The organism is Sphingomonas jejuensis, assembly GCF_011927695.1.
Taxonomy (GTDB): domain Bacteria; phylum Pseudomonadota; class Alphaproteobacteria; order Sphingomonadales; family Sphingomonadaceae; genus Sphingomonas_K; species Sphingomonas_K jejuensis.
Map to the genome: position 1 here is coordinate 1,261,995 of NZ_JAATJE010000001.1, position 20,769 is coordinate 1,282,763.

The following is a 20,769-nucleotide window of genomic DNA, read 5'->3' on the forward strand; positions in this document are numbered from 1 at the left end:
TTCCTTTCCCGACCCCCCGTTAACCTTGATTAACGAGCGGTCGGGACGGACGTTCCTTTCCGCGCCGATCAGACCAGCCGGCTTTGCCGGACTGCGGCCTCCACGAAGCTCCTGAACAGCGGATGCGGATCGAACGGCTTGGACTTCAGCTCGGGATGGAACTGGACGCCCACGAACCACGGGTGGTCGGGCCGCTCCACGATCTCCGGCAGCTGGCCGTCCGGCGACAGGCCGGAAAACACGAGCCCGCCCGATTCCAGCGCCTCGCGATAGTTGGTGTTCACCTCGTACCGGTGGCGGTGCCGCTCGCTGATGTGCGTGTCGCCGTAGATGCTTGCGGCCACGCTGTTGCCGGCGAGCGCCGCCGGATAGGCACCAAGCCGCATGGTGCCGCCCAGGTCGCCGCCGGCCGCGCGCTGCTGCAGCCCTTCGGCCGACATCCACTCGCCGATCAGGCCGACGACCGGCTCGCCGGTCGATCCGAACTCGGTGGTGGACGCATTGGCGATGCCGGCCACGTTGCGCGCACCCTCGACGCAGGCGAGCTGCATGCCAAGGCAGATGCCCAGGAACGGCACGTTGCGCTCCCGCGCGAAGCGCACGGACGCGATCTTGCCCTCGCTGCCGCGCTCGCCGAAGCCGCCGGGCACCAGGATGGCGTGCATCGGCTCCAGCTGGTCGACCAGCGCCTCGTCATCCTCGAACATCTCGGCGTCGAGCCATTTGACCCGCACGCGCACCTTGTTGGCGATGCCGCCGTGGACCAGCGCCTCGTGCAGCGACTTGTACGCATCCGGCAGCCCGACATATTTGCCGACCACGCCGACCGTCACTTCGCCTTCCGGATTGTCCAGCCGGTCGACGATCTCCGACCAGCGCGACAGGTCCGGTGCCCGGCCCGGCTGGATGCCGAAGGCGCGAAGCACCTCCGTGTCCAAGCCCTCGGCATGATATTGCAGCGGCACGGCATAGATGGACCGCGCGTCCAGCGCCGGGATGACCGCCGACTTTGGCACGTTGCAGAACAGGGCGATCTTCGCGCGCTCGCCGTCCGGCAGCGGCTGCTCGCACCGGCACACCAGCAGGTCCGGCTGGATGCCGAGCGAGGTCAGCTCGCGCACCGAATGCTGCGTCGGCTTGGTCTTCAGCTCGCCTGCCGCCGCGATGTACGGCACCAGCGTGACGTGCACGAACACGCTGTTCTCGCGCCCGATGTCGTTCCGAAGCTGTCGGATCGCCTCGATGAACGGCAGCGATTCGATGTCGCCGACGGTGCCGCCGATCTCGCACAGCACGAAATCCAGGTCCTCGGTCTCGGCCTGCGCGAACTGCTTGATGGCGTCGGTGACGTGCGGGATCACCTGCACGGTCGCGCCCAGGAAGTCGCCGCGCCGCTCCTTGGAGATGATCGACTGGTAGATACGGCCGGAGGTGATGTTGTCCGACTTGCGGCTCGGCACGCCCGTGAAGCGCTCGTAATGCCCCAGGTCCAGGTCGGTCTCGGCGCCGTCGTCGGTCACATAGACCTCGCCGTGCTGATAGGGGCTCATCGTGCCCGGATCGACGTTTAGATAGGGATCGAACTTGCGGATTCGCACGCGATAGCCGCGCGCCTGCAGGAGCGCCGCGAGCGACGCCGCCATGAGACCCTTGCCGAGCGACGAGACCACGCCGCCGGTGATGAAGATATACCGCGCCATGGGGAGGATCGCTTAGACGGCCGACTCCGACCCGCGCAAGCGCGGCGGTTGGTCGGGATGGTTGATCGGGACGATCCCGGCCGCGTTCTGGCCGGGATCGGAAGGAATGCGGCGGGTTAGTTCAGCGGCTCGTCCGGGGTGGCGGCATTGCCGGTTCCCGCACGGTCGCTCGGCGTCTCTGGCGTCGCGGCCGGCACCTGGCCGCTGCTGACGTCGGGACGCGGCGCGCCCATCGGCATGGCGCCAAAGCCAGATCCCTGCCGCGCCGCCTCGCCCAGCGGATCGGCGGGCGCGGGAACGGCCGGCTGCGCCGCGCCACCGGCCGCCACCGGCGTGTCGAGGTCCGACCGGCGATGCTGCACCGACGCGATCGTCGCCAGCGTGATCGACAAAACGACGAACACGGTCGCCAGGATGCTGGTCGCCCGTGTCAGGAAATTGGCCGCGCCCCGTGCCGAGATGAGCCCGGACGGGCTGCCGCCCTGCCCCAGCCCGCCGCCTTCCGACCGCTGCATCAGGATGACGCCGACAAGTGCGGCGGCGACAATCGCCTGGACGACGAGCAGGAAGGTGAACAGCATGCGGTGCCTTGCCGGAGATCAGTTGAAGGGCGGCGACTTAGCGGCTGGCGGCCGCATCTTCAACCGCCCGCGTCACACGCGTGCCGCCGCCTCGATGATCGGCACGAACCTGGCGGCATTGAGGCTCGCCCCGCCCACCAGTGCGCCATCGACATCGGGGATGGACAGGATGGAATGGGCGTTCTCCCCCGTCACCGACCCGCCGTAGAGGATCCGGATCGCATCGGCCCGCTCGCCGATCAGCATGCGCATCTTGGCGCGTGCGATGGCGTGGATGCCCGCGATCTCGTCGGGCGTGGGCGTGCGGCCGGTGCCGATCGCCCAGCGCGGCTCATAGGCCAGCGTCAGCCAGCTGCCGTCGCCATCTTCCGGCAGCGACTTCTCGATCTGCGCCTGCACGACGCGCTCGGCCCGGCCGGCGTCGCGCTCCGCCTGCGTTTCCCCGCAGCACAGCACCACGTCCAGCCCGTGCCGATGGGCGGCGGCGGCCTTGGCCCAGGCATCCTGGCTGGTCTCGCCCTGGTCGCCCCTCCGTTCCGAATGGCCCACGATGGCAAAGCGCGCGCCCACCTCCACCAGCATCGCGGCCGAAATGCACCCGGTATGCGCGCCCTTGTCGCGCTCATGAACGTCCTGCGCGCCGATCGGCAGGGCGGACACCCGCGACGCCGCCCGGTCGATCAGCGTGAAGGGCACCGCGACCGCCACGTCCACGGATGGGTTCGCGGCGGCGGCGGCCGCCATCTGGTCGAGCTCGACGAGGCTGGAGCGGTCGCCGTGCATCTTCCAGTTGCCCACCACGAACTTGCGCATGCCTCGTCCTCCCCGCTGTTTCGCGTCCGGGTAGCAGCGGCATCGCGGCGGGCCAAGCGGGCGGCTTGATCGAGTCGCCGTCGCCCGCCTAAGGAGCCGGCATGATCTCCTTCTTTCGCCGCTTCATCACCTCCAAGGTCGGCGTGGCATTCATGCTCGTCTTCCTCGGCGTGATCGCCTTCGCCTTCGTGGCGGGCGACCTGTCCAACACCACGCTCGGCGGCGCGACCACCGCGGGCCGGGCGGGCGCCGTGGCGACGGTCGGCGGCGACGATGTGACCGAAGGCCAGCTCAGCGACCGGATCCGGCGCGAATATGAGGCCGCACGCCGGCAGCAGCCCGACCTGACGTTTGAGACCTACCTGGCGCAGGGCGGCCTCGACAGCGTGCTCACCCGCATGCTGTCGTCGCTGGCGCTCGACCGCTTCGCCCGGGCGCAGGGCATGACCGTCAGCACCGCGGCCGAAGTCGCGCAGATCCAGCAGATGCAGAGCTTTCGCGGCCTCGACGGCAATTTCGACCGCGCGGCGTTCGACGGCCTCCTCCGCCAGCTCGGCATGAGCGAGGCTGAGTTCAGGAGCGAGATCGCGCGCGAGATGCTGGCAAGCCAGGTGCTGGTTGCCGTCGCGGGCGCGGCATCCCCGCCCGACGCGATCGTGCGGGCGCAGGCCAACCTCCTTCTGGAAGGCCGCACCGGATCGGCGGCGTTCGTGCCGGCGTCGTCCATCACCGTGCCGGCGCCGACCCCGGCCGATCTCCAGGATTTCTACCGCCGCAACATCGCGCGCTACACCGTACCGGAACGCCGCGTCGCCCGCTATGCGCTGGTCGATCGCGACGCCCTGCCGATCGCCGCCCCAACGGAGGCGCAGATCGCCGCCGCCTATCGCGAGAACGCCGCCCGCTATGCCGCGACGGAGACGCGCACCCTCAGCCAGGTTATCCTGCCGACCGAGGCGGCGGCCCGGACCGTGGCGGAGCGGGTGCGCGGCGGCACGCCGCTGGCCGCGGCGGCCAGCGCTGCCGGCGTCGAGCCGGCCACGCTGCCCGGCCAGACCCGCGACGCGTTCGCGCGGTTGAGCTCGGCGCCCGTCGCGGCGGCCGCCTTTGCCGCTCCGCAGGGCGGTGTCACGGCGCCCGCCCGGTCCGGCCTCGGCTGGCACGTCGTGCGCGTCGACGCGGTCGATCGCACCGCCGGACGCTCGCTCGATCAGGCCCGTGCGGAGCTGACGGCCGAACTCACCACCGCCCGTCGTGAGGCCGCGCTTGGCGACGTCGTGGCGCGCGTCCAGGACGAGATCGGCGGCGGCGCGACCTTTGAGGAAGCCGCCGCTGCGACCGGCCTTCGCATCGTCAGCACCCCCGCGCTGCTGCCCGACGGTCGTGAGGCCGGCGCGACGGCAACGCCGCAGCCGCTGGCCGTCCAGGTGGCGCGCGCGGTCTTCGGAACGGAGCCGGATGCCGACCCCGTGGTTCAGGAAGTGGTGCCGAACCAGACTTACGCGCTGGTCGCCGTTGCGCAGGTCGTCCCTGCCGCCGCGCCGCCGCTGGCGCAGGTCGCCGACCGTGTCACCGCCGATCTGAGGCAGCAGCGCGTGCTGGCGGAAGCGCGGCGCATCGCCACCGACATCGCGCGCCGGGCGAACGGTCCGACCAGCCTGTCGCAGGCGCTTTCGGCGGCCGGGCGCAGCCTTGCCGTGACGCGGGTCGAGGCCACGCGGCAGGAACTCGCCGGACAGGTGACGCCGCAAACCGCCGCCCTGTTCAGCCTTCGTCCGGAAGCCGCCCGTGCGTTCGAGGCGGCGGACCGCAGCGGCTGGTATGTCGTGCACCTGGACGAGGTTCGCCGCGGCAACGCCGCCAACCGGCCGGACATCGTCGCCGCCGCGCAGAACGTGCTGACGGGGCAGCTCGGCCAGGAATATGCCGAACAGTTCGTCGCCGCCGCGCGCGCCGCGGTCGGCGTGACGCGCAACGAAGACGGCATCAACCGCGTCCGCGCGAGCCTGTCCGGCGGACAGTGAAGGCCGGCCGGTGACGGACATCGGCGGGCCGCGGCTCGTCCACCGCACGCGGATCGCCGATACCGAAACGGCGGTGTCCGCAGCGCTGAAGCTGATGCAGCCGGGGCGCGGCGACTTCGTGCTCGAATCGGTGGAAGCCGGTGAGACGCGCGGCCGCTACAGCCTGATCGGTCTTGCCCCGGACCTCCTGTTCCGGGTGCAGGACGGCGTTGCCGCCTGCAACCGGCGCTGGCTTCAGGATCCCGACGCGTTCGAGGCGCTCTCCGATCCGCCGGTCGCGGCGCTGCGGGCGCTGGTGGGCGAATGCCGGCTGCCCGTGCCGGACGGCCTGCCGCCTGCCCTGTCGCTGCTGGTCGGCTATTTCGGCTACGAGACGCTGACCATGGTGGAAACCGTGGCGCGCGCGCCCGGCGACCCGCTCCGGCTGCCGGACATGCTGTTCGTCCGCCCGACGCTGCTCCTGGTGTTCGACCGCCTGGCCGACACGCTGACCTTTGTCGCGCCGCTCTGGACGGGCGGGGACGAGGGCGAAGCGCTCGCCCGGATCGACGACGCCGAAGCGCGCCTGAACGGTCCTGTCCCGGCTGGGGCACCGGTCACTGCGGCGCTCCCCGACGTCGAACCGGAAGCGACACTGCCTCCTGCGCAATATGGCGCGATGGTCGATGCCGCGCGCGAGTATATCGAGGCGGGGGACATCTTCCAGGTCGTGCTCGCCCAGCGCTTCACAGCGCCCTTCCCCTTGCCGCCGATCGCGCTCTACCGCGCTCTGCGCCGCATCAACCCCTCCCCGTTCCTCTTCTTCCTGGACCTGCCCGGCTTCGCGCTGATCGGCTCGAGCCCGGAGATCCTGGTGCGCGCCCGGGACGGCGAGGTGACGATCCGTCCCATCGCCGGCACGCGCCCGCGCGGCCGCACCGCGCGCGACGACGACGCCGCGGCCGAGAGCCTGCTGGCCGATCCGAAGGAACGTGCCGAGCATCTCATGCTGCTCGACCTCGGGCGCAACGACGTCGGCCGGGTGGCGGAAGCGGGCAGCGTCCGTGTCACCGCCGACCATCTTGTCGAGCGGTACAGCCACGTCATGCACATCGTCTCCAACGTTTCCGGCCGGCTTCGCGTCGATCGTGACGCGCTGGACGCGCTGTTCGCGGGCTTTCCCGCCGGGACAGTGTCGGGCGCGCCGAAGCTGCGCGCCTGCCAGATCGTGGCGGCGCTGGAGCCGGAGGTTCGCGGCCCCTATGCGGGCGGCGTCGGCTATTTCGCGCCGGACGGCGGCATGGACAGCTGCATCGTGCTCCGCACCGCTATCGTGAAGGACGGCGTCATGCATGTCCGCGCCGGCGCCGGCATCGTCGCCGACAGCGATCCGGCCTACGAGGCGCGGGAATGCGCGGCCAAGGCCGGCGCCCTCTTCGCCGCCGCGCGAGAGGCGGTTCGGCTGGCGGGCCGGTGATCCCGCCGACGCTGGAAACCGCACGGCTGCGCCTTCGTGCCGTGCGCCTCGACGATTTCGATCCGCTTTATGCCGGCCTGTGCGACCCGGCGGTGAACCGCTACCTCGGCGGCACTCCGGCGCGTGAGGAATTCTGGGGCAAGCTGCTGCGCATCCCCGGGCAGTGGGCGCTGGACGGCTTTGGCGTGTTCGTCGTCGCCGACCGCGCGACCGACGTCGCCATCGGGCAGACCGGCCTCGCGCGCTTCCGCCGCGACATGACACCAGGCTTCGGCGACGAACCCGAACACAGCTGGATCATCGGCCAGGGCGCCGGGCGCGGCCTTGCGACGGAGGCCGCGACGGCCGCGCTTGCCTGGATGGAGCGCACCCACGCGCCGGAACGCACCGTTTGCCTGGCCCATCCGGACAACGCCGCTTCGCTCCGGGTCGCGGCCAAGCTCGGCTACCGCGCGTTCGATCGCACCCTGTACAAGGGGGCACCCGCCATGCTGCTGGAACGCACGGGCGCGGCGCGTTAGAGGCTGAACGCACATGATCCTCGTCATCGACAATTACGACAGCTTCACCTGGAACCTCGTCCATTACCTGATGGAGCTGGGCGCCGAGGTCCGGGTCGAGCGCAACGACGCCCTCAGCGCCGCCGATGCCCTCGCGAGCGGCGCGGACGCCTTCCTCATCTCGCCTGGGCCCTGCACCCCGAACGAGGCGGGCATCTCGCTCGATCTCGTTGCGGCCTGCGCGGACGTCGGACGTCCGCTGCTCGGCGTCTGCCTTGGCCATCAGGCGATCGGCCAGCATTTCGGCGGGCAGGTGGTGCGCGGCGGGCTGATGCATGGGAAGACGTCGCCCGTGCTGCACGACGGATCGGGCGTCTTCCAGGGCCTTCCCTCGCCCTTCACCGCCACCCGCTACCACTCGCTCATCGTGCCGGAGGACGGTCTGCCGTCCGCCCTTGCCGTCAATGCCCGCGCGGTGGACGGCAGCGTGATGGGCTTCCGTCATCAGGCGCTGCCGATTCACGGCGTGCAGTTCCACCCGGAAAGCATCGCGACCGAACATGGCCACGACCTCATCGCCAACTTCATGACGATCGCGGGCGTTCCCGTGGCGGCTCGCGCATGACCACCATCGCCAGACTTCCCGATCCTCAGCTTCCGCTGACGCCCGAGGTCGCACGGCAGGCCTTCGCCGACATCCTAGACGGGCGCGCCGCCGATGCGGACATCGCCGCCTTTTTGACGGCGCTTGCCGATCGCGGCGAGACGACCATGGAGATCGTCGCCGCGGCACGGGCGCTGCGCGAACGGTTGATCCCAGTCGCCGCGCCGGACGGCGCCATCGACGTCTGCGGAACGGGAGGGGACGGCACGCACAGCGTGAACGTGTCCACCGCGGTCGCCATCGTCGTCGCGGCCTGCGGCGTTCCGGTCGCCAAGCATGGCAGCCGCGCCGCCTCCAGCCTGTCGGGCGCCGCCGACACGCTTGAGGCCGCCGGGCTCGACCTCGAGATCGCGACCGCGTCCGGCGAACGCAGCCTTGCCGAACTCGGCATCGCTTTTCTGTTTGCGTCCAACCACCATCCCGCGCTGCGGCGGCTGGCGCCGATCCGCCGCGCGATCCGGCGCCGCACGATCTTCAACTTCCTCGGGCCGCTCGCCAACCCGGCTGGCGTTGACCGGCAGCTGATCGGCGTCGCGCCGGCGGCCATGCTCGGCACCTATGCGGAGGCGCTGCGGATGCTCGGCGTCCGTTCCGGCATGGTCGTGACCGGTGAACGGCCGCTCGACGAATTGTCGGTGGTCGGTCCGTCCATGCTGGTGCGGCTTCAGGACGGCCACAGCCTCGAAGAGCGGATCACGCCGGAGGAGGTCGGTCTCGACCGCTACACGATCGAGGATCTCCGCGGCGGCGATGCCCGCTTCAACGCCGACGCGCTGATCGCCGTGCTCTCCGGCGCGCCCGGCGCCTACCGCGATGCCGTGCTGCTCAACACCGCCGCCGCGCTTCAGGTCGCCGGACGCGCAGCCGACTGGACCGCGCGGATCGACGATGCCCGCCGGGCGATCGACGACGGCCGCGCGCTTGATCTTCTCCGCCGATGGATCGCCTTTCGATGAACAACAGGCTTCGCGAGATCCTTGACGCCAAACGCGACGAGGTGGCGACCCGCCGCCGACAGACGCCGGATCCCGCCCCGTCCCCCTCGCCGCCGCGCGGTTTCCACCAGGCGCTGCGCGCCGCGGTTGCCGCAGGCCGCACCGGCCTGATCGCGGAGATCAAGCGCGCATCCCCGTCCAAGGGCCTGATCCGTGAGGATTTCGATCCCGCATCCCATGCGCGCGCCTATCAGCTCGGCGGCGCCACCTGCCTGTCGGTGCTGACGGACGAGGCGTTCTTCCAGGGCTCGACCGCGGCGCTGGTCGCGGCCCGCGACGCGGCCGAACTGCCCGTGCTCAGGAAGGACTTCACGATCGATCCCTGGCAGGTGGCGGAAGCGCGCGCGATGGGCGCGGATGCCGTGCTGCTGATCGTCGCCGCGCTCGACGACGCCCAGATGGCGGAGATCGAGGCTGCGGCGCTTGAGCGCGGCATGGACGTGCTGGTCGAGGTCCATGACGAGGCCGAGATGGCCCGCGCCGCCCGGCTGCGTTCTCGCCTGATCGGCGTCAACAACCGCGACCTGCGCACATTCGATGTTGATCTCGGCCGCACGGCGACGGTGGCGGCTTTGGCCCCGCCGGGAAGCACGGTGGTGGCCGAAAGCGGCATCACGGACGCCGCCGATCTCGCCAGGCTGGCGGAGGCCGGCGTCCGCTGTGCGCTGGTCGGCGAGGCGCTGATGCGCCAGGCCGATCTCGCCCGCGCGACCCGCGCGCTGCTCGGACGATGAGCCGCCTCACCCATCTCGACGACAGCGGCGCGGCGCACATGGTGGACGTGTCGGAGAAGGCGACGACCCGCCGGGAGGCGACCGCCACGGGCCGGATCGGCATGTCCGACGATGCATTGGCGGCGATCCGCGACGGGCTCCTCAAGAAGGGCGACGCCCTGTCGGTCGCGCGCATCGCCGGCATCATGGCGGCCAAGCGGACCAGCGACCTCGTGCCGCTCTGCCACCCGCTTCCGTTGAGCGCGGTGACCGTCGACCTCCATGTCGAACCCGACGGCATCCGGGTGGAGGCGATGGCGCGCACCACCGGGCCGACCGGCGTGGAGATGGAGGCGCTGACCGCCGCCTCCGTGGCGCTCCTGACGCTCTACGACATGGCAAAGGCGATCGACCGGGCCATGGTGATCGACGGCGTTCGGCTGCTGGCCAAATCGGGCGGACGCTCGGGCGACTGGCGCGCGGACTGATGCTTCCGCTGGCCGAGGCGCAGGCGCGTGTCGCCGCGCTTGCCCGTAGGCGCGCCGGGCAGATCGACACCGTGCCTTTGGTGGACGCGCTCGGCCGCCGACTGGCGACGCCCCTCCACGCCCGCCGCACGCAGCCCGCGCGCCACCTGTCCGCGATGGACGGCTATGCGCTTGCCGCAGCCGATGCCGGCCAGGTGCTGCGGCTGGTGGGTGAAAGCGCCGCCGGCCGGGCGCACCTCGCCCCGATCGGCACCGGGGAAACCGTCCGCATCTTCACCGGCGCGGCGCTCCCTCCGGGTGCCGACTGCGTCCTCATTCAAGAAAATGTCGCGCGCGATGGCGATCGCATCACCCAGGTCGCGGGCGACACCCCGCGGCCGGGCCGGCATGTGCGGCCCGAAGGTTCCGACTTTCGCGAAGGCGACCGCCTGGCCGACGCCGCCACGCTGGTCACGCCGCGCCTGATCGCGCTGCTCGCCGCCGCCGGCCATGCCGAGCTTCCCGTCCTGCCGAGGCCGCGCGTCGCGCTCCTCTCCACCGGAGACGAACTGGTCGCGCCGGGTGCCCCGACGACCCCCGATCAGCTTCCCTCGTCCAACGCGCCGATGCTGGCGGCCATGCTCTCCGCAGCCGGAGCGGATATTCTCGACCTCGGCATCGTTCCGGACGATCCGGACGCGATCACCGCTGCCATCGCGGCCGGCACCGCGGCGGCCGACATCCTCGTGACCACCGGCGGCGCGTCGGTCGGCGACCATGATCTCGTCCGGCCCGCCATGGTCGCCGCCGGCGCCCGCATCGATTTCTGGCGCGTCGCGATGCGGCCGGGAAAGCCGCTGATCGTGGGGGAGCGTGGCGGCTGCGTGATCCTCGGCCTGCCCGGCAACCCTGTCTCCGCCTATGTCACCGCGCGTCTGTTCGTGCTGCCGCTGGTCGCCATGCTTGGCGGCGCCGACGCCGCCGACGCCTTTCCGCAGACGCGCGCCCTGCCGCTCGGCACCGCGCTTGGCGCCAACGACGGGCGGACCGATCACCTGCGCGCCCGCCTGGTCGACGGCGCCGTGCTGCCGGTCGGGCCCAATGACAGCGCCGCGCTGAAGGGCCTTGCCGCTGCCGACGCGCTGATCGTGCGTGCGCCCCATGCGCCGGCGCTCGTGGCGGGCGATCTGGTGGACGTCATCCTGCCCGCTTGACGCGTCCGTGACACTTTCCTACACGTTCCCCGTTCGTTCCGAGCGGGAGGATCGCGCGTGCTGACCGTCAAGCAACATGAACTTGTTTGCTTCATCCATGATCGCCTGTCTGAGACCGGCGTGTCTCCCTCGTTCGAGGAGATGAAGGACGCGCTCGACCTGAAGTCGAAGTCGGGCGTGCATCGTCTCATCAGCGCGCTTGAGGAGCGCAACTTCATCCGCCGCCTTCCCAACCGCGCCCGCGCGCTGGAGGTGCTGCGCATGCCGGAGCGTGCGGCGGAAAAGCCGAAGGCGGCGCGCACGATTGCGCAACCCGCGCCCATCCCGGTGCTGACCCCGGCCAACGACGTGTTGGAAATCCCGCTGCACGGCCGCATCGCCGCGGGTGTGCCGATCGAGGCCTTGGAAGGGCAGAGCAGCCTGTCGGTTCCCGCCGCCCTCCTCGGCCAGGGCGATCATTATGCGCTCGAAGTCGCCGGTGACTCGATGGTTGAGGCCGGCATCCTGGACGGCGACTATGCGCTGGTGCGCCGTGCGGAGACCGCACGCGAGGGCCAGATCGTCGTGGCGCTCATCGAGGATCACGAAGCGACGCTCAAATATTTCCGCAAGGAAGGCGCCATGGTGCGTCTCGACCCCGCCAATCGCGCCTATGAGCCGCAGCGTTATCGCCCGGCGCAGGTTCGCATTCAGGGGTGCCTTGCAGGACTCCTGCGCCGCTACTGACGCAGCAGGCCTGCTTTCCGGTCCTCGGGCACGGCTCGGCTTCGACCTGCTGAGGCCGCAGCTGCGCGGACTGCCTCGATCCAGGGATGCTCGCCGGCAGGATCAATCACGGTTGTCACGCGTGGCGGATCGAGACTGATGGCAAGGCCGCCGCTCTGCCTTAAGCCAGGTCGATCGAGCTTCAGCCACCGCGGGCGGCACTGCGGCGGCAACCTGCGATCGCTGATCACCACATCCGCCGTGCCGCAGGCGCGGACCAGCTCTCCCCAGGGCAGCATGGTGCCGCTGCGGGTCGCCAGGATGCGCCAGGTGCGCCCGCCGCGCTGGAGGAGCGTCCAGCAGCTGTCCTCGCTGCACCGCGCCCCGCTGGCTTCGGCAATCTCGCCGAGCGCCCCGTCCTCGCCCGCCGCCCCGCCGAGCATGTCACGCACATAATCGCCCGCCCGCCCCCGCAGCAGCACCGCCTCGCCGTCATCCATCCGCACGAGCAGGTGCCGACCGTCCCCGGTCACGAGCAGGTCGGGCGGCGGCGTCATCACGCCCGCCAGCATGCCGGCTGCCAGCGGCAGGAGCCCCAGCCAGCGCACGCGCGTCTGCCACAGCAGCATCCACAAGCCGCCCGCGATCGAGAGGGCCAAGGCGGATGTCGGCATCGTCGGCAGCGCCGCGACCGATCCCGGCGCCGACGCCACCGCATGGGCGATCCACAGCAGAAGGTTCAGCGCCAGCCCCGCCAGCCACCAAAATGGCGCGCCCAGACCGGCCGCATCCAGAACCAGCGCGGCCGCCTCCAGCGGCATGACCACGAAGGTGGTCAGCGGGATCGCCACGATGTTGGCCAGCGCGCCGTACAGCCCGGCCTTGTGGAAGTGGTAGATCGCGATCGGCATCAGGACCAGTTCGACCGCAAGACCCGTCAACAGCAGCGACAGGCCGGTTCGCGCCAGCCGCGCCGGCCAACGCTCGTCGCGCGCCGACAGAAGCGACCGCACACGGGGATGGCTGTGCAGCGCCACGATCGCGGTCACCGCCGCGAAGCTCAGCTGAAAGCTCGCGCCGACCAGCGCTTCCGGCCAGATCAGCAGGATGAAGGCCGCTCCCGCCGCGACCAGACGCAGGGTCATCGCGTCCCGGCCCATGGCCAGCCCGGCAAGCACCAGCAGCGCCGCGATGCACGATCGGATCGTCGGCACCTCGCCGCCGGCAAGCAGCGTGTAACCGATCCCCGTCAGCGCCCCCGCCCCGGCCGCGATCAGCAGCAGCGGCCAGCGCAGCGCCAGCGTCGGCGACAGCGCCAGCAACCTCAGCACGATCAGCATGGCGGCGCCCACGGCCGCCGTCACGTGCAGGCCGCTGATGGACAGCAGATGGGCAAGGCCGGACCGCCGCATCGCCTCGGCATCCTCGTCGGCGATCGCGCCCTGGTCGCCGGTCACCAGCGCGGAGCCGACGGCGCCGGCCGGCCCCTCCAGCCGTCCCCTGACATGGGCATTCAGCCGCTGCCGGATGCCGTCGCGACTCTCCGGGTCGCCGGACAGGCGCACGACCGGCGGCAGCGCCCGGCCGGTGGCGCCCAAGCCGTCGAACCAGGCGCGGCGCGCGAAATCATAGCCGCCGGGGACCGGCGCCGCTGCCGGCGGCATCATCCAGGCGCGGATGCGGATCCGGTCCCCCGCGCTCACCCGCCCCGGCATGTCCTTGTCCGCAACCGTCACGCGCACTGCGGGCGGAAGGCCGGCGCCGGCATCGGGCCGCACGACCAGCCGCGCGCTGTCGCGCGCCGGCAGCGGCTGCACCCGCGCAACGGTCGCGTCGAAACGGTGAAGGCCGGCGCGTTCAAGCACCGGCGCGGCGATCCATGTCGCCCGACCCCAGATCAGCGCCAGGCCCAGCGCCGCCAGCATCCCGAACCAGATCAGCGCGCGTCCCGATCGGCGCCCGGTGCCGATCGCCACGCCGGCGGCGGCCAGCCCCAGGAACAGCAGCGCGGCCGCGATCCATTCACCGCGCCCCGGCAGCCAGAACCAGGCGCCGATGCCCGTGCCGATCGCAACGGGGATCCACAACGGCACGGCATCGCGCTCGCGTTCCAGCCAGCGCTCGACGGCATCGACCGGCATGCGCCAGCCGGGCCGCTGTCTCGTCACCAGCGTTTGAAGCGCTCCGGAAGCCATGCTAACGGCGGCCGCATCCTGTCCCGGTCGACGCCCCCGCGCCGTCGATCCCGTCTAGAGCCTGGGAGCATCCGCGCGTGAGCGCAAGCACTGATCCGCGCCCGTCCAACCGTCCCGTCGTCACCCGGTTCGCGCCGTCGCCGACCGGCTTTCTCCACATCGGCGGCGCCCGCACGGCGTTGTTCAACTGGCTCTACGCCCGTCACCATGGCGGTGAGTTCAAGCTCAGGATCGAGGATACCGATCGCGCACGTTCGACCGATGCGGCGATCGCCGCGATCCTCGATGGCATGCGCTGGCTGCAGCTCAACTGGGACGGCGACACCGTGTTCCAGTCCGAACGCGCCGCCCGCCATGTCGAGGTCGCAGAGGCGATGATCGCGTCGGGCCACGCCTATCGCTGCTATGCGACGCCGGAGGAGCTGGCCGAGCTGCGCGAGCGGCAGAAGCTTGAAAAGCTACCGCTCCGCTACGACGGCCGCTGGCGCGATCGTGCGCCGGAGGATGTCCCCGTCGGCGCGCCCTTCAGCGTCCGCCTGCGCGCCGAACAGGAAGGCGAGACGACCATCAACGATCTCGTCCAGGGCCCGGTCACCGTCCGCAATGCGGAACTGGACGACATGGTGCTGCTGCGCTCGGACGGCACGCCCACCTACATGCTGGCCGTGGTGGTCGACGATCAGGACATGGGCGTCACCCACGTCATTCGCGGCGACGACCATCTCAACAACGCCTTTCGCCAGCTCGGCATCATCCGCGCCATGGGCTGGCCGGAACCGATCTACGCCCATGTTCCCCTCATCCACGGGTCGGACGGCGCGAAGCTGTCGAAGCGGCACGGTGCGCTCGGCGTCGACGCCTACCGCGACGAGATGGGCATCCTTCCCGAAGCGCTCGGCAACTACCTCCTCCGCCTCGGCTGGGGGCACGGTGACGAGGAATTCATCACCCGCGACCGTGCGGTTGAGCTGTTCGACGTGGAAGCGGTCGGCCGCTCGCCCAGCCGCTTCGACCTGAAGAAGCTCGAAAACCTGAACGGCCATTATCTGCGCGAGGCGGACGATGCCCGGCTGGAGGCGCTGGTCGGCCCGCGCGTCGCCGCGCGCATCGGTCGCGCGCTGGACCCGGCCGAGCAGGCACTGCTCCGCCGCGCCATGCCGGAACTGAAGCCGCGCGCCCGCAATCTGGACGAGATCGCCGACGGCGCGCTGTTCCTGTTCGCCACGCGGCCGCTGTCGGTCGATGACAAGGCCGCCGCCTTGCTCGACGACAAGGGGCGCCTGCTTCTCGGGCGGATCGCCGATGCGCTGCGGGCCGAACCGACCTGGACGGCGGAAACCCTCGATCCCATCATCCGCGGCATCGCGGAGGCGGAGGGCATCGGCCTCGGCAAGGTCGCGCAGCCCCTGCGCGCCGCGCTGACCGGCCGGACGACCTCGCCCGGCATCTTCGACGTTCTTCTCCTGCTCGGCCGTGACGAGGCGTTGGCACGCATCGACGACCGGGCCGTTCCCCCTTCCGACCGCGCTTAAGACAGGAGCTATAGATGGCCGACAGCAACGCAACGCTGACTCTGGATGGCGGCGATCAGCAGTTCCCGGTCCATTCGGGGAGCGTCGGTCCCGACGTGATCGACATCCGCAGCCTGTATGCGAAGACGGGTGCCTTCACCTACGATCCCGGCTTCACCTCGACGGCCAGCTGCGAATCGAAGCTCACCTATATCGACGGCGACCAGGGCGTCCTGCTGCACCGCGGCTACCCCATCGATCAGCTCGCGGAGCAGTCGAGCTTCATGGAGGTCGCCTACCTGCTCCTGAACAAGGAGCTGCCGGACAGCGCGACGCTGGACAAGTTCACCCACACCATCACCCGCCACACCATGCTGCACGAACAGCTGCTACAGTTCTACCGCGGCTTCCGGCGCGACGCGCATCCGATGGCGATCATGTGCGGCGTCGTCGGCGCGCTCAGCGCCTTCTACCATGACTCGACCGACATCGCCGATCCGCACCAGCGCATGGTCGCCAGCCACCGCCTCATCGCCAAGATGCCGACGATCGCCGCCAACGCGTACAAATATTCGGTCGGTCAGCCGTTCGTCTATCCGGACAACTCGCTCAGCTACGCCGGCAACTTCCTGAAGATGACCTTTGGCGTCCCGGCCGAGGACTATGAGGTCGACCCCGTCGTCGAAAGCGCGATGGACAAGATCTTCATCCTCCACGCCGACCACGAGCAGAATGCGTCCACCTCGACCGTGCGTCTCGCCGGCTCCTCGGGCGCCAATCCGTTCGCCTGCATCGCGGCCGGCATTGCCTGCCTGTGGGGCCCGGCGCATGGCGGCGCGAACGAGGCCGCGCTCAACATGCTGCGCGAGATCGGCACGCCCGATCGCATCCCGGAATATATCGCCCGCGCAAAGGACAAGAACGATCCGTTCCGCCTGATGGGCTTTGGGCACCGCGTGTACAAGAACTTCGATCCGCGCGCGAAAGTCCTCAGCAAGGCTGCGACCGATGTCCTCGACAAGCTCGGCATCAGCGATCCGGTGCTCGACACCGCGCGCGAGCTTGAGCAGATCGCGCTCAAGGACGATTACTTCGTCGAAAAGAAGCTCTACCCGAACGTGGACTTCTATTCGGGTGTGATCCTGTCGGCCATCGGGTTCCCGACGTCGATGTTCACCGCGCTGTTCGCCCTTGCCCGCACGGTCGGCTGGGTCGCGCAGTGGAACGAGATGATAACCGATCCCGACCAGAAGATCGGCCGTCCGCGCCAGCTCTACACCGGGCCGACGCAGCGCGACTACATCCCGCTCGATCGCCGCTGAACCCGTGCCGGTCCCTCCCGCGACGGAGGGGCCGCGGGCGATCCGCCGACGTCACGTCCTTGACTTATCCCCTGTATGACAGCAGGGGCCGAACGTCAGGGCGTGCCGTCGCGCGCCCGTTCCAATCGGTTCCTTGCATGAGCTTTGCCGACCTCGGCCTGTCTGATGAATTGCTGCGCGCAGTCGGCGAGTCCGGCTACAGCGACCCGACGCCCATCCAGCGCGGCGCGATCCCGCCCGTGCTCATGGGCCGGGACCTGATCGGCATCGCGCAGACCGGAACCGGCAAGACGGCGTCGTTCGTGCTGCCGATGATCGACGTGCTGGCCCAGGGCCGCAGCCGCGCGCGCATGCCGCGCAGCCTGATTCTGGAGCCGACGCGAGAGCTCGCCGCCCAGGTCGCCGAGAATTTCGAGAAGTACGGCAAGTATCACAAGCTTTCGATGGCGCTGCTGATCGGCGGCGTGTCGATGGGCGATCAGGTAAAGGCGCTCGAAAAGGGCGTGGACGTGCTGATCGCGACGCCGGGCCGCCTGATGGACCTGTTCGGCCGCGGCAATATCCTGCTCACCGGCTGCAACCTGCTGGTGATCGACGAAGCCGATCGCATGCTCGACATGGGGTTCATCCCCGATATCGAGGAGATCTGCACCAAGCTGCCGAAATCGCGGCAGACGCTGCTGTTCTCCGCGACGATGCCGCCGCCGATCAAGAAGCTGGCGGACCGCTTCCTCTCCAACCCGAAGTCGATCGAGGTCGCCCGTCCGGCGACCACCAACGCGCTGATCGAACAGGCGCTGGTGCCGGTCGCGTCGCGGCAGAAGGCGGCGACCCTCACCCGCCTCCTGAAGGCGGAGGACGTCACCACCGCGATCATCTTCTCCAACCGCAAGACCACGGTGCGCGACCTCGCCCAGAGCCTGAAGCGCGCCGGCTTCGCCACTGGCCAGATCCAGGGCGACATGGAGCAGGCCGATCGCATCCGAGAGCTCGATCGCTTCAAGTCGGGCGAGATCAACATCCTCGTCGCCTCCGACGTTGCGGCGCGCGGACTGGACATCAAGGGCGTCAGCCACGTCTTCAACTATGACGTGCCGTGGCATCCGGACGATTATGTCCATCGCATCGGCCGCACCGGCCGCGCGGGGGCAAAGGGCAAGGCCTTCACCCTCGCCACGCCCGACGATGCCGAGGCGGTCGCCAATATCGAGAAGCTGACCGGCGGCCCGATCCCGCGGCTTGCCGGCGACGACGATGCCGCTCCGCCCAGCGTGGACGAGACGGCTGACGCCCCCGCTCCCGCGCGGGAGGCGCGCTCGCGCACCCGCACGCGCACGCGCGGTGGCCGCGGACGCCGTGAGGAAGCGCCCGAGAAGGTCGAGGCGGCCGAGGCCGCTCCGCCCGCACCGAAGCGCGCCGATCCGCCTGCGGCCGCTCAGCGACCGGCACCGCGGCGCGATGATCGGCGGCGGGGCGCGCCCGAGCCGGCCGATGACGGCTGGAACGGCCCGATCCCGAGCTTCCTGGATGTCGGCCTCACCCGATAGGCGGCTGCGCACGCCGTGCATCGGGCAATGCGGGCTCGATCGGCGGGGCTATTGCCGGGGCTGTCGGCGGACTGGCGACGAGATCGCCGAATGGCCGCGTGCCGACGAAGCGCGACGTCGCGAGATCCTCGCCAGGCTCGATCGGCGGGAAAGCCCGCTCGGCCGCCTGATCGCACGCGTGCGCGGCGGCTGACGGGGCTGCCGTCGCCGCTCGGCGCCGGGTCAGTCCCCCAGCGCGGCGAAATCCAGGCCGATGTCCGCCGCCGGCGCCGACTGGGTGATGCGCCCGACCGAGACATAGGTGACGCCCGTTTCCGCGATCGCCCGGATCGTCTCCAGCCGCACCCCGCCCGACGCTTCCGTCGGCACCCGCCCGCCGACCAGCGCAACCGCCTGTCGCAAGGTCGCCGGATCCATGTTGTCGAGCAGCAGGTGGGTCGCGCCCGCGCCGATCGCCGGCTCGATCTGATCGACCCGGTCCACCTCCACGATGATCCGCGCGATGCCGGCCGCCACCGCCGCGCGGGTCGCCTCGGCCACGCCGCCCGCCACGGCCACATGGTTGTCCTTGATCATCGCGGCATCGTCCAACCGCATGCGGTGGTTGGTGGCCCCGCCCATGCGGGTCGCATATTTCTCCAGCACGCGCAGCCCGGGCGTCGTCTTGCGCGTGTCCAGCAGGGTCGCGCCCGTTCCGGCGATCGCGTCGACATAGGCGCGGGTCAGCGTCGCGATCCCCGACAGATGCTGCACGATGTTCAGCGCCGATCGCTCGGCGGTCAGCATCGCACGCGCCTTGCCGGACATCCGCATCAGGTCGCGGCCTGCCGCAACGGCGGCGCCCTCCTCCACCAGCCGTTCGATCGCGACATCCGGGTCCAGTGCGCGGAAGAAGGCCTCCGCGATCGGCAGCCCCGCGACCACGATCGGATCGCGGCTGTCCATGATCCCGGCAAAGCGCGCATCGGCAGGAATGACGGCAGCCGATGTGATGTCGCCGCCCTCGCCCATGTCCTCGGCAAGCGTCGCCGCCACGAACGCCGCCACGTCAAATCCGTCGATCATGCCGCCTTCAGCCTTTCCCTGGCGCCGTCCGCGCGCGCCTCCACCTCCGCCAGCGCTGGGCCCTTCAGCAGCGCGCCGGCCTGCTCGCGCAGCAGGCCGATCTCGCGGATCAGCATCGCACGCCGCTCCGCCGACGTGCAGCTCGCGCCCGCCGCCGCAGCCGTGTCCACAAAGGTCAGCGCGGCCAGCCCGTTGCTCGCGACAAAGGCGCGGATCGAACCGAACCCACGCGCGACGAAATGTTCGAACGCATCGGGAATCGCATGCACCCGCCTGCGACCATAGCGGTGCCCGTCCCCGTCGTTGCACAGGTCGCGCTCGCCCAGGGACGTCGTCGCCGCGCCAAGCCAGTGGAGGCAGGTGATGGCCGTGAAGGGATCGTTGATCCCCGGCGACAGTGCGCGGGTACCGATCTCCACCAGTTCGTCGATCAGATATTCCAGGTCCTGCTCGGCGGTGCGGCTGTCGCCGACCGCGAACGCGCCCTGCAACTCGTCGACCGGCACCGCGTCACCCCCAGCGACATGCAACAGCGTGATCCCGGAATGCACGAAGTCGCCGGTGCGGACGTTCAACCAGATGTCGCCCTCCGCCTTCTCGGCGACATCCTCAAGCGTGTCGTGATCGATGATCTGGATGTACCCGGTGCGCGACGCCCGCACCGCCACCCCGCCTGTGCGTTCGGCGCGGCTCGGCTCCGGCCCGGCGCGCACGTCGGGATAGCGCTTCTTGATGTCGCTCAGCAGGCGGTGCCCGATGCGCGCCATCACGCCGTTGATGCGGATGCTGTCGGGCACGTGATGGAGGAAGAACACCAGCACCCCCACCGACATGAGCGCGAGCACCAGGGCGATCAGCACCGACAGTTCGGGCACGAAGCCGGCGCCGTCGTCGGTCGCCGGCACGCGCACCGTGCGCAGCACCATCAGGCAATAGACGAAGGTGGCGATGAACACGCCCAGCGACAGCTGGTTGCCGCGATCCTCCAGGAAGTTGGTGAGGAGCCGGGGGCCATAGCTGCCCGACGCGTAGACGACGGCCGCGATCGTGATCGAGAAGACCGTGCCCGCCACTCCGATCATGGAGCTCGACAGCGACGACAGCAGCTCGCGCGCACCGTCGGGACGCGAGATGTCGAGCCAGCTGAGTTCGCTCAGCCAGCGGCTGCCAAACTGAATGTCGATCGACACGCTGACGATCGCCAGCACGATGGCCCCGACCGTCATCAGCGCGGGGATGAACCAGTAGCTGGCGTGAAGCCTGACTGCGATCTGGCGAAGGCGCGCCCTCATGCGCG

At 70.3% G+C, this 20,769-nt stretch carries 19 protein-coding genes; 13 read left to right on the forward strand and 6 right to left on the reverse strand.

Translation table 11 applies throughout. From position 1 onward, the window contains the following. Positions 1 to 68: 68 nt before the first annotated feature. From GGR88_RS06375 to tpiA, 3 genes are all read right to left on the reverse strand, one after another. Positions 69 to 1,700 carry a CTP synthase gene (locus GGR88_RS06375; RefSeq protein ID WP_167953730.1) on the reverse strand — a complete coding sequence of 544 codons (1,632 nt, stop codon included), beginning with the start codon at positions 1,698 to 1,700 and terminating at the stop codon, positions 69 to 71. A gap of 116 nt (positions 1,701 to 1,816) precedes the next feature. Continuing rightward, positions 1,817 to 2,278 (reverse strand): preprotein translocase subunit SecG, encoded by a 462-nt coding sequence (secG, locus tag GGR88_RS06380; RefSeq protein ID WP_167954400.1) that lies wholly within the window; start codon positions 2,276 to 2,278, stop codon positions 1,817 to 1,819. Between the two features lie 75 nt (positions 2,279 to 2,353). Beyond that, complete coding sequence (gene tpiA, locus GGR88_RS06385) at positions 2,354 to 3,094, reverse strand: triose-phosphate isomerase (protein WP_167953731.1); 741 nt, start codon at positions 3,092 to 3,094, stop codon at positions 2,354 to 2,356. A gap of 101 nt (positions 3,095 to 3,195) precedes the next feature. On the opposite strand from tpiA, the gene GGR88_RS06390 reads away from it, so the two are divergent. From GGR88_RS06390 to lexA, 9 genes are read left to right on the forward strand one after another with little or no spacing between them, the layout of a single operon-like run. Beyond that, the gene (locus GGR88_RS06390; protein ID WP_167953732.1) at positions 3,196 to 5,118 is read left to right on the forward strand and encodes a peptidylprolyl isomerase; all 1,923 of its coding nucleotides are present in this window, start codon (positions 3,196 to 3,198) and stop codon (positions 5,116 to 5,118) included. Between the two features lie 10 nt (positions 5,119 to 5,128). After that, complete coding sequence (locus GGR88_RS06395; RefSeq protein ID WP_342449733.1) at positions 5,129 to 6,574, forward strand: anthranilate synthase component I family protein; 1,446 nt, start codon at positions 5,129 to 5,131, stop codon at positions 6,572 to 6,574. Continuing rightward, complete coding sequence (locus GGR88_RS06400; RefSeq protein WP_167953733.1) at positions 6,571 to 7,095, forward strand: GNAT family N-acetyltransferase; 525 nt, start codon at positions 6,571 to 6,573, stop codon at positions 7,093 to 7,095. The genes GGR88_RS06395 and GGR88_RS06400 overlap by 4 nt, the downstream gene beginning before the upstream one ends. A 13-nt stretch (positions 7,096 to 7,108) precedes the next feature. Further along, positions 7,109 to 7,699, forward strand: a complete 591-nt coding sequence (locus tag GGR88_RS06405; RefSeq protein WP_167953734.1) for an anthranilate synthase component II — start codon at positions 7,109 to 7,111, stop codon at positions 7,697 to 7,699. Continuing rightward, positions 7,696 to 8,694, forward strand: a complete 999-nt coding sequence (gene trpD, locus GGR88_RS06410) for an anthranilate phosphoribosyltransferase (protein WP_167953735.1) — start codon at positions 7,696 to 7,698, stop codon at positions 8,692 to 8,694. The genes GGR88_RS06405 and trpD overlap by 4 nt, the downstream gene beginning before the upstream one ends. Next, positions 8,691 to 9,467: an indole-3-glycerol phosphate synthase TrpC gene (gene trpC / locus GGR88_RS06415; RefSeq protein ID WP_167953736.1), complete on the forward strand. Its 777-nt coding sequence runs from the start codon at positions 8,691 to 8,693 to the stop codon at positions 9,465 to 9,467. Before trpD ends, trpC begins: the two co-directional genes overlap by 4 nt. Beyond that, complete coding sequence (gene moaC, locus GGR88_RS06420; protein WP_167953737.1) at positions 9,464 to 9,934, forward strand: cyclic pyranopterin monophosphate synthase MoaC; 471 nt, start codon at positions 9,464 to 9,466, stop codon at positions 9,932 to 9,934. The genes trpC and moaC overlap by 4 nt, the downstream gene beginning before the upstream one ends. Continuing rightward, a complete protein-coding gene (locus GGR88_RS06425; RefSeq protein WP_167953738.1) occupies positions 9,934 to 11,127 on the forward strand; it encodes a molybdopterin molybdotransferase MoeA in 1,194 nt (397 codons plus the stop codon). The genes moaC and GGR88_RS06425 overlap by 1 nt, the downstream gene beginning before the upstream one ends. A gap of 57 nt (positions 11,128 to 11,184) precedes the next feature. Next, positions 11,185 to 11,853, forward strand: coding sequence for a transcriptional repressor LexA (gene lexA, locus GGR88_RS06430; protein ID WP_167953739.1), 669 nt, complete (start codon positions 11,185 to 11,187; stop codon positions 11,851 to 11,853). Here the strand turns inward: lexA and GGR88_RS06435 are convergent. Continuing rightward, positions 11,847 to 14,000, reverse strand: a complete 2,154-nt coding sequence (locus GGR88_RS06435) for a ComEC/Rec2 family competence protein (protein ID WP_342449734.1) — start codon at positions 13,998 to 14,000, stop codon at positions 11,847 to 11,849. The two genes, lexA and GGR88_RS06435, sit on opposite strands and share 7 nt — an antisense overlap. Before the next feature lie 104 nt (positions 14,001 to 14,104). On the opposite strand from GGR88_RS06435, the gene gltX reads away from it, so the two are divergent. The 4 genes from gltX (at position 14,105) to GGR88_RS06455 (ending at position 18,600) form a co-directional block, all read left to right on the forward strand. Then, complete coding sequence (gltX, locus tag GGR88_RS06440) at positions 14,105 to 15,559, forward strand: glutamate--tRNA ligase (protein WP_167953740.1); 1,455 nt, start codon at positions 14,105 to 14,107, stop codon at positions 15,557 to 15,559. Between the two features lie 14 nt (positions 15,560 to 15,573). Continuing rightward, positions 15,574 to 16,860 carry a citrate synthase gene (locus tag GGR88_RS06445; protein WP_167953741.1) on the forward strand — a complete coding sequence of 429 codons (1,287 nt, stop codon included), beginning with the start codon at positions 15,574 to 15,576 and terminating at the stop codon, positions 16,858 to 16,860. A gap of 137 nt (positions 16,861 to 16,997) precedes the next feature. Then, a complete protein-coding gene (locus tag GGR88_RS06450; protein WP_167953742.1) occupies positions 16,998 to 18,407 on the forward strand; it encodes a DEAD/DEAH box helicase in 1,410 nt (469 codons plus the stop codon). Further along, positions 18,388 to 18,600, forward strand: a complete 213-nt coding sequence (locus GGR88_RS06455) for a DUF1289 domain-containing protein (protein WP_167953743.1) — start codon at positions 18,388 to 18,390, stop codon at positions 18,598 to 18,600. Before GGR88_RS06450 ends, GGR88_RS06455 begins: the two co-directional genes overlap by 20 nt. A gap of 29 nt (positions 18,601 to 18,629) precedes the next feature. Here GGR88_RS06455 and nadC read toward each other — a convergent pair whose 3' ends face one another. Next, positions 18,630 to 19,472, reverse strand: a complete 843-nt coding sequence (gene nadC, locus GGR88_RS06460; RefSeq protein ID WP_167953744.1) for a carboxylating nicotinate-nucleotide diphosphorylase — start codon at positions 19,470 to 19,472, stop codon at positions 18,630 to 18,632. Further along, positions 19,469 to 20,764, reverse strand: a complete 1,296-nt coding sequence (locus GGR88_RS06465; RefSeq protein ID WP_167953745.1) for a DUF2254 domain-containing protein — start codon at positions 20,762 to 20,764, stop codon at positions 19,469 to 19,471. The genes nadC and GGR88_RS06465 overlap by 4 nt, the downstream gene beginning before the upstream one ends. Between the last annotated feature and the right edge of the window lie 5 nt (positions 20,765 to 20,769).

What these genes read in the sequence shown, in the direction of transcription:
- trpD (WP_167953735.1), top strand. Translation starts at nt 7,696, where the DNA reads ATGACCACCATCGCCAGACTTCCCGATCCTCAGCTTCCGCTGACGCCC.
- GGR88_RS06465 (WP_167953745.1), bottom strand. Translation starts at nt 20,764, where the DNA reads ATGAGGGCGCGCCTTCGCCAGATCGCAGTCAGGCTTCACGCCAGCTAC.
- GGR88_RS06450 (WP_167953742.1), top strand. Translation starts at nt 16,998, where the DNA reads ATGAGCTTTGCCGACCTCGGCCTGTCTGATGAATTGCTGCGCGCAGTC.
- trpC (WP_167953736.1), top strand. Translation starts at nt 8,691, where the DNA reads ATGAACAACAGGCTTCGCGAGATCCTTGACGCCAAACGCGACGAGGTG.
- GGR88_RS06425 (WP_167953738.1), top strand. Translation starts at nt 9,934, where the DNA reads ATGCTTCCGCTGGCCGAGGCGCAGGCGCGTGTCGCCGCGCTTGCCCGT.
- GGR88_RS06390 (WP_167953732.1), top strand. Translation starts at nt 3,196, where the DNA reads ATGATCTCCTTCTTTCGCCGCTTCATCACCTCCAAGGTCGGCGTGGCA.
- GGR88_RS06445 (WP_167953741.1), top strand. Translation starts at nt 15,574, where the DNA reads ATGGCCGACAGCAACGCAACGCTGACTCTGGATGGCGGCGATCAGCAG.
- GGR88_RS06455 (WP_167953743.1), top strand. Translation starts at nt 18,388, where the DNA reads ATGTCGGCCTCACCCGATAGGCGGCTGCGCACGCCGTGCATCGGGCAA.
- GGR88_RS06375 (WP_167953730.1), bottom strand. Translation starts at nt 1,700, where the DNA reads ATGGCGCGGTATATCTTCATCACCGGCGGCGTGGTCTCGTCGCTCGGC.
- nadC (WP_167953744.1), bottom strand. Translation starts at nt 19,472, where the DNA reads ATGATCGACGGATTTGACGTGGCGGCGTTCGTGGCGGCGACGCTTGCC.
- moaC (WP_167953737.1), top strand. Translation starts at nt 9,464, where the DNA reads ATGAGCCGCCTCACCCATCTCGACGACAGCGGCGCGGCGCACATGGTG.
- tpiA (WP_167953731.1), bottom strand. Translation starts at nt 3,094, where the DNA reads ATGCGCAAGTTCGTGGTGGGCAACTGGAAGATGCACGGCGACCGCTCC.
- GGR88_RS06405 (WP_167953734.1), top strand. Translation starts at nt 7,109, where the DNA reads ATGATCCTCGTCATCGACAATTACGACAGCTTCACCTGGAACCTCGTC.